The 12555-nt window shown below is 74.1% G+C and carries 10 protein-coding genes and 1 pseudogene; 6 read left to right on the top strand and 5 right to left on the bottom strand.

Features of this window, described 5'->3' with window-relative positions; translation table 11 throughout:
* Nucleotides 1-12 precede the first annotated feature (12 nt).
* Nucleotides 13-843 carry a hypothetical protein gene (locus QK440_RS07520; RefSeq protein ID WP_282792190.1) on the bottom strand — a complete coding sequence of 277 codons (831 nt, stop codon included), beginning with the start codon at nucleotides 841-843 and terminating at the stop codon, nucleotides 13-15.
* Nucleotides 844-1070: 227 nt separating this feature from the next.
* Between QK440_RS07520 and QK440_RS07515 the strand changes: the two are divergent.
* A pseudogene (locus tag QK440_RS07515) lies at nucleotides 1071-1676 on the top strand (phosphatase PAP2 family protein); the annotation flags it as partial.
* A 561-nt stretch (nucleotides 1677-2237) separates the two neighbouring features.
* Here the strand turns inward: QK440_RS07515 and QK440_RS07510 are convergent.
* On the bottom strand, nucleotides 2238-2891 hold the full coding sequence (locus QK440_RS07510) for a response regulator transcription factor (RefSeq protein ID WP_282792212.1): 654 nt from the start codon (nucleotides 2889-2891) through the stop codon (nucleotides 2238-2240).
* Nucleotides 2892-2929: 38 nt separating this feature from the next.
* Nucleotides 2930-4558, bottom strand: a complete 1629-nt coding sequence (locus QK440_RS07505) for a histidine kinase (protein ID WP_282792189.1) — start codon at nucleotides 4556-4558, stop codon at nucleotides 2930-2932.
* A gap of 369 nt (nucleotides 4559-4927) precedes the next feature.
* On the opposite strand from QK440_RS07505, the gene QK440_RS07500 reads away from it, so the two are divergent.
* From QK440_RS07500 to cseC, 5 genes are all read left to right on the top strand, one after another.
* Nucleotides 4928-5830, top strand: a complete 903-nt coding sequence (locus QK440_RS07500; RefSeq protein WP_282792188.1) for an A/G-specific adenine glycosylase — start codon at nucleotides 4928-4930, stop codon at nucleotides 5828-5830.
* Nucleotides 5831-6194: 364 nt separating this feature from the next.
* Entirely contained in the window at nucleotides 6195-6734 is a 540-nt protein-coding gene (locus tag QK440_RS07495) for a SigE family RNA polymerase sigma factor (RefSeq protein WP_282792187.1), read from the top strand.
* Nucleotides 6735-6820: 86 nt separating this feature from the next.
* A complete protein-coding gene (locus QK440_RS07490; RefSeq protein WP_282792186.1) occupies nucleotides 6821-7408 on the top strand; it encodes a hypothetical protein in 588 nt (195 codons plus the stop codon).
* A 46-nt stretch (nucleotides 7409-7454) separates the two neighbouring features.
* Nucleotides 7455-8168: a two-component system response regulator CseB gene (cseB, locus tag QK440_RS07485; protein ID WP_282792185.1), complete on the top strand. Its 714-nt coding sequence runs from the start codon at nucleotides 7455-7457 to the stop codon at nucleotides 8166-8168.
* A 390-nt stretch (nucleotides 8169-8558) separates the two neighbouring features.
* Nucleotides 8559-9911 (top strand): two-component system sensor histidine kinase CseC, encoded by a 1353-nt coding sequence (cseC, locus tag QK440_RS07480; RefSeq protein ID WP_282792184.1) that lies wholly within the window; start codon nucleotides 8559-8561, stop codon nucleotides 9909-9911.
* A gap of 133 nt (nucleotides 9912-10044) precedes the next feature.
* Here cseC and QK440_RS07475 read toward each other — a convergent pair whose 3' ends face one another.
* Both QK440_RS07475 and QK440_RS07470 read right to left on the bottom strand, forming a co-directional pair.
* Nucleotides 10045-10488, bottom strand: coding sequence for a VOC family protein (locus QK440_RS07475; protein WP_282792183.1), 444 nt, complete (start codon nucleotides 10486-10488; stop codon nucleotides 10045-10047).
* Nucleotides 10489-10789: 301 nt separating this feature from the next.
* Complete coding sequence (locus tag QK440_RS07470; RefSeq protein WP_282792182.1) at nucleotides 10790-12472, bottom strand: MDR family MFS transporter; 1683 nt, start codon at nucleotides 12470-12472, stop codon at nucleotides 10790-10792.
* Nucleotides 12473-12555: the final 83 nt, after the last annotated feature.

The raw sequence follows: 12555 nt of genomic DNA, 5'->3' as shown, positions 1-12555 counted from the left end.
CCGCGAGTCCCCTCAGTCCGCGCGGAGGACGAAGGACGTACGGGCCGTGCCGAGGGTCTCGGACGTGGCCTCGACCAGATACGTGTCCGGCTTCGCCGCCCCGGCCGGAGGCGTCGCGCACTGCGGGGCGCTGGGCTTGCGGTCCCACTCGACGACGTGCGTGACCTGACTGCCCCCGGGGACCCGGAAGAGCAGGGTCGTACCGACCGCTGCGGGGCAGTCCTCGGAGGACCAGATCTCCTTGCCGGAGTCGGACTGCGTGATCGTCAACACCGTTCCCTTGGCGCCGAGATCGACCTTGCAGGCCTTGCCGCCGCTGTTCACGGCGATCAGCTCCAGCTTGGGCTTCTCCCCGATGTCGTACGCGTTCCGGGCGCTGCGCAGCTTCAACTTCACCGCTCCGGAGGTGCAGTTGGCCATCGTCGACCCCGCGGGCAGCCGGTAGCCGGAGCCGCCGCCGCCCTTCGCGTCGTCACCGGAACCAGAACCGGAACTGTCGCCTCCGGTGCCGGAGCCTCCGGAACCGCCGGACCCGTCCGCGCCGTCGGCTCCGCCGGAGCCCGAGCCGCCCGTCCCGTCGGACCCGTCGGCGCCGTCCGACTCGTCCCGGCCGCCCGGCTTTTCACTGATCGCGGGGCCCGAACCGGAGGGCCCGGGCGTGATGGACGTCGCGGGCCCGTTGCCCGACGGCCCGTCGGCGCCGTTGTCCCCGCCGCCCCCGCCCGAGGCGAGCGCCCAGACGACCAGGAGCAACAGGAGCCCGACGACGGACAGCAGAACGGCCCTCCGACGCCAGTAGATGGAGGAGGGAAGCGGCCCGACCGGATTGCGCAGAGATCCCACGCCCAAACCTTACGAGAGAACCGCGCGTTCTCCGGCCCCACCCGCCGCCCAGGGTCACAACTTTTGCGGATCATCATCACGGTTTCGCCTTCTCCCACTGCCCAGTTGCCGCTTCCGCGTCCCCACCCGGCACCCGCGTCCCCGCCCGATCCCTGTCTTTCGTCAGGTCCGTTATCGGTCCATCGCTGGATGTGACGATTCGAGATCACTCCGTACCGTCCGTAATCATGGACACCATGGATTCCTCCGGGCTTTACCGCGACATCACCGAGTTCGCCCATGACACCCCGGGCTGGGTGCAGCACCTCGCCGAGGTGTGGACGGAACTCGGCCTGCTGCTCTTCGGCGTGCTGTTCCTCGTCGCCTGGTGGCGGACCCGGAGCGGTGACGCGCGCGCGTTCGCGGTGGCGGTCCTCGCGCCCCTGGGCACCGCCCTCGCGTACGTGATCAGCGAGACGGTGAAGTCCATGATCGACGAGGAGCGGCCGTGCCGGGCCGTGAAGGGCGCGCTGACGCCGCTCGTCGAGTGCCCGCCGCACGGCGACTGGTCCTTCCCCAGCAACCACTCGACGATCGCGGGCGCCGCCGCCGTCGGCCTCGCGCTCGCCTGGCCCCGCATCGCCGCCCTCACCCTGCCGATGGCGGTGCTGATGGCCTTCTCGCGGGTGTTCGTGGGTGTGCACTACCCGCACGACGTGGCGGTCGGCCTGGTGCTCGGCGCGCTCGTCGCGTTCCTGGCGGTGCGGCTCGCCACGCGCCCTGTGATGCGCGTCACGGAGGCGATGCGAGGGTCGCGCACGGCGCTCGTCACGTGGTTCGCGGGCCCGGGCCCCGCCGCCCCCGCACCGCGCGCCCCGCGCCAGGACCACGCGCCGTACGCGCCGCAGGCCCCGTACGCGCCCGCCGCGACCTCCTCGTACCAGGGTGTCGCGCAGGCCCCGTACGGCAGCACGGCGTACGGCGACGAGGCGTACGGGCACCGGACGCAGGAGCAGGGGGGCTGCGGCTACCCGCACCCGTCGTACAGCGCCGCAACGCCCGCGGGGCAGCCGCCCGCGGGACAGCCGCACACCGGGCAGCCCTACGCGGGCCGGGCGTACGGGAACCGGGGGCATCAGCCCTACCAGGGCGCGCAGGAGAACCAGGCATACCAGCCGAACCAGGGGGGCCAGACATACCAGGGCAACCAGGGACACCAGGGGCACCAGACACACCAGCAGTACTCGTCGCACCACGGGTATCAGGGAGACCCGGGAGCCCAGGGAGACCAGGGAGCCCAGGCTCAGCAGGGGCAGTCGTACGGGGACCCGCGCGCGGGGCACTACGCGCAGCCGCGCCGGGACGAGTACGGCGACCACGCGCAGCCGCCCACGCACCGCCCCTGACGCGGGAGTTCAGCGCGCGGTGCCCGGCGCCGGCCGCGCCTCGTCGTCCGTGACGAGCCCCGCCTCGTACGCGACGATCGCTGCCTGGACGCGGTTCTTGACCCCGAGCCGGTCGAGGACCGCGCTCACGTACGCCTTGACCGTGCCCTCCACGAGGTGCAGCCGCGCCGCGATCTCCGGGTTGGACAGGCCCGCGCCGACCAGGCCGAGGACTTCGCGCTCGCGCGGGGTCAGGGCGGAGACGCGGGTACGGGCGGCCGCCTCGCGGCCGATGCGCCGCGCGCCGAGCCCGTCGATGACGTGCCGGGCCACCTTCGGCGACAGGAACGCGGCGCCGCCCGCCACGGCCCGTACGCCCGCGATGAGTTCGTGCGGGTCGCCGGACTTCAGCAGGAAGCCGGTGGCGCCGCCGCCGAGCGCGCGGGCGACGTACGCGTCCTCGGAGAACGTCGTCAGCATCGCGACCGCCGTACCCGGCAGCGCCCGGACGATCTCCTCGCCCGCGGCGAGCCCGTCGAGGCGGGGCATGCGGATGTCCAGGAGCGCCACGTCGGGGTGGTGCGCCCGGGCCAGGTCGACCGCCTCGCGGCCGTCGGCGGCCTCGGCGACGACCTCGATGCCGTCGCCCGCGCCGAGGATGGCCCGGACCCCGGCGCGGATCATCGCCTCGTCGTCGGCGAGCAGCACACGGATGCCCCCGCTCACCGCTGCCCCGCCTCCTCCTGGTGGTGCCGGTCGGCCCGGCCGTCGCGGTCCGTACCGGCCTTGGGGATCACTGTCTTGTCCACGAGCTTTCCGTTCTCGAAGCAGATCCTGTAGTGCGTGGAGGAGGTGAAGAGGCGGCCGCTGGAGCGGTAGTAGCGGCAGGTCGCGCCGGCGGGCGGCGGGGTCGGCGCCCGGTCCGCGGGCGGGTCGGCCACGCTCCGCTCCGGCAGCACGGCCGCGGCCTCGGCCTGCGGGGCGCCCACGCGCAGGGCCGCGAAGTCGGCGGGCTCCAGGACGGAGTGCGCCTCGGTGTACGCGTACCAGCCGAAGGCCCCCGCGACCAGCACGGCACCGGTCGCGGCGGCGGCCCCGAACGCGAGGACGGTACGACGGCGGGCGTGCGCGAGGTGCCCGGAGGGCGGTGGCGGCGGGTCGGCGGGCCGGGCCGCGGCCGTGTCCACGGGGGCCGCCGGGGCGGTCACGTCCGCCGGGATGCTCGCACGGACGCGGAAACCCCCGCTGTCCGGACCACTGCCGTGGGGGTCGCTGCCGTGTGGCCCCGCCTCCAGCGTGCCGCCCAGGGACGTCAGCCGGGTGCGCAGGTCGGCGAGTCCGGAGCCGCCGCCGGGGGGCGCGGCGGCGCCGGGGGCCGGGCCGTTGGTGACCGTGATCGTGGTACGGGCGCCGTCGTGGGCCGTGGCGACGGTCACGGGGGCGCCCGGCGCGTACTTGGCCGCGTTGGTGAGGGCTTCCTGGACGACGCGGTGGGCGAGGCGCTCCGTCGGCTCCGGCGCGCCGGAGCCGGTGGCGGTGTACCGCACGTCGAGGCCGGACTCGGCGGCCCGCGCGACCAGTTGGGCCACCGTCTCGCCGGGCGGGGCGAGCGGCGCGGGTTCGTCGCCCTCGTCGCGCAGGACGCCGATGACCGCGCGCAGCCGGTCGGTGGCGTCGGCGGCGGCCGCGCGCAGGTCACCGGCCGCGGCCCGGTGGTGCTCGGGCAGGTCGGCGGCCAGTTGCAGGGCGCCCGCGCGCACCGCGATGAGGCTCAGCTCGTGGCCGAGCGAGTCGTGCATGTCCTGGGCGATGCGGGCCCGTTCGCGCAGCCGGGCCCGGTCGGCGACGATCCGCTGTTCGCGTTCGAGCTGGTCGGCGCGGGCGAGGGCCGCCGCGGTCAGGGCGCGGCTCTGCCGCCAGTAGCGGCCGCCGAGCCACGGGAAGACCGCGCCGAACAGCAGCGTGGCCGTCAGGACCAGCCACTCCACGACCGGGTCGACGTCCCGGACGGCGATCTTCACGGTGCCCGCGGCGGCGACCGCGGCGAACGCGAGCAGCGCGGGCCGGAGCCGCGGCCCCTGCTTGCCCAGCAGGAACGCGAAGGCCGCGAGGGCCATCCCGTACGAGGCCGTGAACAGCGAGGGGGCGGCGGCCTCGCCGGGGGCGGCCGCGAGGAGGAACGCCAGGGCGGGGCGGCGGCGCCAGACCGCGGCGGCGACCGCGAGGGCGGCCAGGCCCGCACACTGCTGCCAGGCGGTGCGCGGCTCGTTCAGCCCGATCGCGTCGGCCGAGGCCGCGGGCACGGCAAGGGCCAGCCACAGCAGGGCGTCCTGAGAGCGTCGGCGGATCACCCCACCGACGCTACTGCCCCCGGCCGGGCCCCCGGACCTGCCGATCGACAGGGTCCGGCCCGCGGCACCACGCGCCGGGGCCGGACAGCCAAAGCCACGGAGAGACGGGTGGGCGGGTGGGAGAAGCTCTGACGGACAGCCAAAACCCCACCCGCAGCGCCACGCGCCAGGGCCGGACAGCCAAAGCCACGGAGAGACGGGTGGGCGGGCGGGAGAAGCTCTGACGGACAGCCAAAAGACCACCCGCAGCGCCACGCGCCGGGGCCGGGCAGCCGAAGCAGGGAGCCACGGGCGGGCGGGTGGGTGAGAAACCCAGCACTCCGGTAAGGCGCCCCGCCCGAAAACCCCGGGCGTGGCAGGATCGTGGGCATGCCCACCGCACTCGCCGCCGACCCCGCCGTCAGCCGTCTCCACTCCCCCGTCATCGCCTGGTTCGAGGCACACGCGCGCGACCTGCCCTGGCGCCGTCCGGACGCCGGGCCCTGGGGGGTCATGGTCAGCGAGTTCATGCTGCAGCAGACGCCTGTCAGCCGGGTCCTGCCCGTGTACGAGCAGTGGATCAGCCGCTGGCCCCGCCCGGCCGACCTGGCCAAGGAGGCGCCCGGTGAGGCCGTGCGCGCCTGGGGCCGGCTCGGCTACCCGCGGCGCGCGCTGCGCCTGCACGGCGCGGCCGTCGCCATAACGGAGCGGCACGGCGGCGACGTACCGACGCAGCACGCGCAGCTCCTCGCGCTGCCGGGCATCGGCGAGTACACGGCCGCCGCCGTGGCGTCGTTCGCGTACGGGCAGCGGCACGCCGTGCTCGACACGAACGTACGGCGGGTGTTCGCACGGGCGGTGACCGGCGTGCAGTACCCGCCGAACGCCACCACCGCCGCCGAGCGCAAGCTGGCCCGCGCGCTGCTGCCCGAGGACGAGGCGACCGCCGCGCGCTGGGCGGCCGCGTCCATGGAGCTGGGCGCGCTGGTGTGCACGGCCAGGAACGAGGACTGCGGGCGCTGCCCGATCGCCGAGCACTGCGCCTGGCTGGCCGCGGGCAAGCCCGCGCACGAGGGCCCGGCGCGCCGCGGCCAGACGTACGCCGGTACGGACCGGCAGGTGCGCGGCAAGCTGCTCGCGGTGCTCCGGGAGGCCGTGCACCCGGTGCCCCAGGCCGCCCTGGACCGGGTGTGGGACGAACCGGTGCAGCGTGCCCGCGCGCTGGACGGGCTCGTCGCCGACGGTCTGGTGGAGCCGCTGCCCGACGGGTCGTACCGGCTGCCGCTGACCTGAGCCCGGGCCCGCGCGACGGGCCGGGGACCTCGACCGGGGTCCGGGGAGTTCTCCCGGGCCCCGGTGTCCGTGTCCGTGTACGTGTACGTACCCAGAACGTGGTGGGGACGTACCGGGGAGCCGGGCCTCAGCGGCTCCGTAACATCGCCCCGGACTGACAAAACGGGCAACCCCACCCACACTGAACTGCTGTTTTACGCCTGTCCTACTTCTGTTACACAACCGACGTACAGCCGTGCGTCCGCCGCTGGCTGCTCCGCACAGCGCCGTGACAACGCCTCCGTACCTTCATGTCTGTACCGCACAGGCAAGGCATCGCGGTCGGCAGCGAACCGGGGACGAACGGGAACGGAGGCGGTTGGGTATGGCGCACGGCGAGGTGCTCGAGTTCGAAGAGTACGTCCGCACACGGCAGGACGCCCTGCTGCGCAGCGCCCGCCGACTCGTTCCGGACCCCGTGGACGCGCAGGACCTGCTGCAGACGGCGCTCGTGCGGACGTACGGCCGCTGGGACGGCATAGCCGACAAGCGGCTCGCGGACGCCTACCTGCGCCGCGTCATGATCAACACCCGGACCGAGTGGTGGCGCGCCCGCAAGCTCGAAGAGGTGCCGACCGAGCAGCTTCCGGACGCCTGTGTGGACGACTCCACCGAGCAGCACGCGGACCGGGCCCTGCTGATGGACATCATGAAGGTGCTCGCCCCCAAGCAGCGCAGCGTGGTCGTGCTGCGACACTGGGAGCAGATGTCCACCGAGGAGACGGCCGCCGCGCTCGGCATGTCGGCCGGCACGGTCAAGAGCACGCTGCACCGGGCGCTGGCCCGGCTCCGCCAGGAGCTGGAGAGCCGCGACCTGGATGCGCGCGCGTTCGAGCGTGAGGAGCGGGAGCGTTGCGCGGCCTGAGCGCCCGGGCCTGCCGGACCGGCCGAGCCGGTCGGCCGGGACGAGACAGAACAGCGACTTCACGGCGGAAGGCGGGGAGTACGGCGGTGGCCGTGCTCGCCGCCCTCGGCCTTTTGCTCGTGGGGACGGGCTGCTCCGCGGGCGGCTCCGGCACGCGGGACGAGGGCCCGGCGCGCGCCGGTGCCGTGGCCTCGGCGTCGCCGTCGGCGGCCCCGTCGCCCGCGCCCAAGAACGTCGACGCGGTGCGCCTCGTCAAGGACGACCCGAAGGTCAGCCTGGCCGTGAAGCGCGATCTGAAACCGTGCGTCGAGGACGAGTACCCGGTGGACGTCTCGTACGGCAACCTGACCGGAGCGTCCTCATCCGATGTGGTGGTCAACGTGCTGACCTGTGGCGACGCGGTCGGCATCGGCAGCTATGTGTACCGCCCGGACGGGAAGTCGTACGAGAATGTCTTCGCCGACGAGCAGCCTCCCGTCTACGCCGAGATAGACCGCGGGGACCTGGTCGTCAGCAAGCAGTTGTACGGCGAGGACAGCCCGGAGGCGGAGCCCACCGGTGAGGACGTCATCACGTACCGGTGGGCGTCGGACCGCTTCAAGGAGCGGGGCCGCGTCCGCAACAACTACAGCAGCGCGGTGGGCGGCGACAGCGCGAGCCCCAGGCCGAGCTGACCACCGACCTCCGTCCACCCCGAGACCCTTGAACTGAGAGCACCCGATGGCAGAACACACCCATGTCCTGTTCGTCGAGGACGACGACGTCATCCGCGAAGCCACGCAGCTCGCTCTGGAGCGGGACGGCTTCGTGGTCACCGCCATGCCCGACGGCATCGCGGGCCTGGAGGCGTTCCGGGCCGACCGGCCGGACATCGCGCTGCTCGACGTGATGGTGCCGGGCATGGACGGCGTCTCGCTGTGCCGCCGCATCCGCGAGGAGTCCACGGTCCCGGTCATCATGCTGTCGGCGCGGGCCGACTCGATCGACGTCGTGCTCGGCCTGGAGGCGGGCGCCGACGACTACGTGACCAAGCCGTTCGACGGCGCCGTCCTGGTCGCCCGGATCCGCGCGGTCCTGCGCCGCTTCGGGCACGCCAGCGGTTCCGGCGCGGCCGCGCCCGCCGGCCAGGAGCAGCGCGGCACCGACGGGGGCGTGCTCACCTTCGGCGACCTGGAGATCGACACCGAGGGCATGGAGGTGCGCCGCGGCGGCCGGCCCGTCGCCCTGACGCCGACCGAGATGCGCCTGCTCCTGGAGTTCTCCGCCGCTCCCGGTACGGTCCTGTCCCGCGACAAGCTCCTGGAGCGCGTGTGGGACTACGGCTGGGGCGGCGACACCCGGGTCGTCGACGTCCATGTGCAGCGGCTGCGGACGAAGGTCGGCCAGGACCGCATCGAGACGGTCCGCGGCTTCGGCTACAAGCTCAGGGCGTGAGCTCGCCGCATGCGACAACACGAAGGGCTGCCCGCGGGGGCACCGCAGGCCGCTGCCGCGGCGGGGCGGGTGGTACAGGGGGCGGAGATGAGCGCGACGGCGCGGTCCGGCGACCGTGACGGGTCCGGGTCCGGGTCCGGTGGGTTCCGGGCCGGGGCCGGTGGGTCCGGTGGGTCCGGGTCGAGGTCCTGGCTCGGGTCCGGGTCGGGATCGGGGTCGGGGTCCGGCGGTACGGGCCGGTGGGCGCGGCTGAGTCGGCTGAGCGGGCCGGCTGGGCCGGGACGCCCCGGTGGTTCCGGCGGGCGCGGTGCCTACGCCGACCGCGGTGACCGCGGTGACCGCGGTGACCGCGGTGGCCGGGGCGGGGGCGGCGGTCGCGGGGGCGGCGGCTTGCGCGAGAGGCTCCTCAGGTCGGTCGGCCCCCGGCTGCGCACCGGCGTGCGGTGGAAGATCGCCGCCGCGATCGGGCTCGTCGGCGCGCTCGTCGCGATCGCCCTGAGCCTCGTCGTGCACAACGCCGCGAACGTGTCCATGCTCGACAACGCCCGCGACCTCCAGGACGAGCGCGTACAGATCGCGCAGCGCAACTTCGAGGCCTCGCGCGGCACCACCACCAGCACCATCTACGGCGCCAAGGTCGACGACCCGCGGCTCCCCGACGAGCTGCGCCGCAAGGTCCTCAGCGGGCGCCGCGCCACCTACGTCCAGGAGCACGACTCCGGCGTCCCCGACATCTGGGCCGCCGTGCCGCTCAGCAACGGGCACGTCCTGTCGGTGCACACCCGCTTCAACGACCGCTCCACCGCCATCATGAAGGATCTCGACCAGGCCCTGGTCATCGGCTCCATCTCGGTCGTCTTCGGCGGCTGCGCGATCGGCGTGCTCATCGGCGGCCAGATGGCGCGCCGCCTGCGCAAGGCCGCGACGGCCGCGGGCGAGGTCGCCCAGGGCCAGACCGACGTGTCCGTGCGCGAGGCCATCGGCGGTGTCGTACGGGACGAGACCGACGACCTGGCGCGAGCGGTGGACGCCATGGCGGACGCGCTCAAGCAGCGCCTGGAGGCCGAGCGCCGGGTGACCGCCGACATCGCGCACGAGCTGCGCACCCCCGTGACCGGGCTGCTCACGGCGGCCGAGCTGCTGCCGCCGGGGCGCCCCACCGAGCTGGTCAAGGACCGCGCGCAGGCGATGCGCACGCTCGTCGAGGACGTCCTGGAGGTGGCCCGGCTCGACTCCGCGTCGGAGCGCGCCGAGCTGCAGGACATCATGCTCGGCGAGTTCGTGACCCGGCGCATGGCCCTGCTGAGCGCCGAGGTGTCCGTGACGGTCGTGCACGAGTCGGAGGTCACCACCGACCCGCGCCGCCTGGAGCGCATCCTGCACAACCTCGTCACCAACGCCGCCAAGCACGGCAAGCCGCCCATCGAGGTCAGCGTCGAGGGCCGCGTGGTGCGGGTGCGCGACCACGGCCCGGGCTTCCCCGAGGCGCTGCTCGTCGAGGGCCCGAGCCGCTTCCGCACCGGCTCCGCGGACCGGGCGGGGCGCGGCCACGGCCTCGGCCTGACCATCGCGGCGGGGCAGGCGCGGGTGCTCGGCGCGCGCCTCACCTTCCGCAACGTCCGCCCGCCGGGCGCGTCCGCGGAGGTGCCCGCCGAGGGGGCGGTGGCGGTGCTGTGGCTGCCGGAGCACGCGCCGACGAACACCGGGAGCTACCCGATGCTCCAGCTGCCCGACCACCCGTGAGCCACGGGGCGCCGCGCGGGGCCCGCGGCGGGCGTGCGGGGCTCGGGCGCCCGGGCCGCGTGGACCGCCGGGGCCGCGTGGGCGCGGTCCTCGGGCGCCTGGGCCTTGGGCGCGCGGGCCTTGGGCGCGCGGGTCAGCAGCCCCAGTCCTTGTCCAGGTCGAGCTCGCCCTCCCGCTGCTGGGTGAGCGAGAACCAGTTCCCGGAGTCGTCCCGGAAGATCGCCTCGGTGCCGTACGGGCGCTCCTGCGGCTCCTGGAGGAACTCGACGCCTCGGGCCTTCAGCCGCTCGTAGTCCCCGTGCACGTCGTCCGTGTGCAGGGCCGCGCCCAGCGCGCCCTTGCCGACGAGTCCGCGTATCGCCTCGGCCGACTCGGCGTCCGTGCCCGCGTCGCCCGGCGCCATCAGGGCCAGCATGACCTCGGGCTGGTCCTTGGCGCCGACGGTGAGGAAACGCATGCCGCCCTCGCCCAGCGTCATGTCCGTACGGACCTCCATGCCGAGCTTCTCGGTGTAGAACTCCTTGGCCCGGTCCTGGTCGAGGACCCAGACGGTGGCGATGGCGAGTCCCTTGATCATGGTGTGCTCCTGGTGAGGGTGTCCCGTGGCCCGGCGGCCTCCGTGCCCGCCCGGCCGCCGTGGTCTCTCCACACCTCCGATGCTGGCACGCGCCACTGACAACGGCCCCTCGCGGACGGCCGGGCCCGCTGTCCGCGCGGCATTCCGGGCCCGGCGGCCCGCCGCCCGCGGCGCCACGACGACGGCCCCTGTGCCATGGCCCATGCGCTGAGCGACGACTTCTGCGCCACGGCGACGGCCCCCGGCACCCAGGCTCACGCCTCGGGCACCGGGGGCCGTACGGGCCGGGTGGGGCCGGCGGTCAGACGGCCTCTGCCACCGTCTCGCGCCGCTCCCCGCGCGCGGAGTCCCCGTCCGCGCCCCCGGCCGGCTTCTCGGCCGCGGGCGCGGCGCCCCGCAGCGGTGTCTCCTTCACGAAGAGCGCCGCGGCCAGCGCGCCCACGACCACCACGGCGCCGAGCAGGAAGGCGGCGTGCGTACCGGCCGTCACCGCGTGCTGGTAGGCCTCGCGGGCCGCCTCCGGCAGCTTGGCGAGGCTCGCGGCGTCGAGCTGGGCGGACTTCTCGGTGACCGCGCCGCCCGCTCCACCGGCGCGCTCGGCCATCTCGTCCTGCACCCGGCTGTTGAACAGCGCGCCCATCACGGCGACGCCGAAGGACGAGCCGAGCGTGCGGAACAGCGTGGCCGAGGAGGAGGCGACGCCCATGTCCTTCATCTCGACGCTGTTCTGCGCGACGAGCATGGTGATCTGCATCAGGCAGCCCAGGCCCGCGCCGAGCACGGCCATGTAGACGCCGGAGGTGAACCGCGAGGTCTCGGTGTCCATCCCCGCGAGGAGCAGCAGCCCCACGCCGATCAGGACGCTGCCGACGACGGGGAACACCTTGTACCTGCCGGTGGCCGTGGTGACGCGGCCCGCGACCATCGAGACGGCCATCATGGCGAGCAGCATCGGCATCAGCAGGAGACCGGAGTTGGTGGCCGAGGCGCCCTGCACCGCCTGCTGGTAGAGCGGCAGGAAGAGCATCGCGCCGAACATCACGAACCCGGTGAGGAAGCCGATCACCGACATCAGCGTGAAGTTGCGGCTGCGGAAGATGCGCAGCGGCAGGATCGGCTCGGCCGCCCGCGTCTGGACGAAGTAGAAGCCGACGAGCGCGGCCGCGCCGAGCCCGATGAGCTCCATGATGACGGCCGATCCCCAGGCGTACTCGGTGCCGCCCCAGGTGGTCACGAGGACGAAGGAGGTGATGCCGACGGTCAGGAGCGCGGCGCCCAGGTAGTCGATGCGGCCCGTGGCCTGCTTCTTCGGCAGGTGCAGGACGGCGCTCACCATGAACAGGGCCACGACGCCGAGCGGCAGGTTGATGTAGAAGGCCCAGCGCCAGCCGAGGTGGTCGGTGAGGGTGCCGCCGACGAGGGGGCCGCCGATCATCGCGACCGCCATGACGCCGGTCATCATGCCCATGTACTTGCCGCGCTCACGGGGCGGCACCAGTTCGCCGACGATCGCCATGACACCGACCATCAGGCCGCCCGCGCCGAGGCCCTGGACCGCCCGGAAGCCGATGAGCTGCCCCATGTCCTGGGCCATCCCGCTGAGCGCGGAGCCGAGCAGGAAGATCACGATGGACGCGAGGAAGGCGCCCTTGCGTCCGTACAGGTCGCCGAGCTTGCCCCAGATCGGGGTGGAGGCGGCGGTCGCGAGCATGTAGGCGGTGACGACCCACGACAGGTGTTCCATGCCGCCGAGGTCGCCGACGATCGTCGGCATCGCGGGGCTGACGATCATGTTGTCGAGCATCGCGAGGAGGATCGCGACCATCAGCGCGAAGATGACGACCCGGACGCTGCGCTGCGGCGGCCCGCCCTCCGCCTGTTCCGCCCGTACTCCCTGTGCACCCTGCGCACCCTGTGCGTCCTGTGCATGCTGTGCGTCCTGTTCAGGTTCCGCCGCGCCTCGCGTCCCGGCCGTCCGTGCCATGGTCCCCACTTCCCCACGTCGTGCCCCGGCCTGCTCGCCGAGCTACTTACTTGCCGCCCGGCAAGCTGACTACACTGAGGGAA

The organism is Streptomyces sp. CC224B, from assembly GCF_030010595.1.
Taxonomy (GTDB): Bacteria; Actinomycetota; Actinomycetes; order Streptomycetales; family Streptomycetaceae; genus Streptomyces; species Streptomyces longispororuber.
The sequence above is the reverse complement of the archived record's forward strand: the minus strand, read 5'-3'. Positions and strand labels throughout refer to the sequence as shown.

Bases quoted from the DNA above. Each gene is read 5' to 3' on its own strand.
- QK440_RS07510 (WP_282792212.1), bottom strand. From the start codon at position 2,891: ATGATCCGCGCCGGGGTCCGGGCCATCCTCGGCGCGGGCGACGGCATC.
- QK440_RS07475 (WP_282792183.1), bottom strand. From the start codon at position 10,488: ATGATCAAGGGACTCGCCATCGCCACCGTCTGGGTCCTCGACCAGGAC.
- cseB (WP_282792185.1), top strand. From the start codon at position 7,455: ATGGCAGAACACACCCATGTCCTGTTCGTCGAGGACGACGACGTCATC.
- QK440_RS07495 (WP_282792187.1), top strand. From the start codon at position 6,195: ATGGCGCACGGCGAGGTGCTCGAGTTCGAAGAGTACGTCCGCACACGG.
- QK440_RS07500 (WP_282792188.1), top strand. From the start codon at position 4,928: ATGCCCACCGCACTCGCCGCCGACCCCGCCGTCAGCCGTCTCCACTCC.
- QK440_RS07470 (WP_282792182.1), bottom strand. From the start codon at position 12,472: ATGGCACGGACGGCCGGGACGCGAGGCGCGGCGGAACCTGAACAGGAC.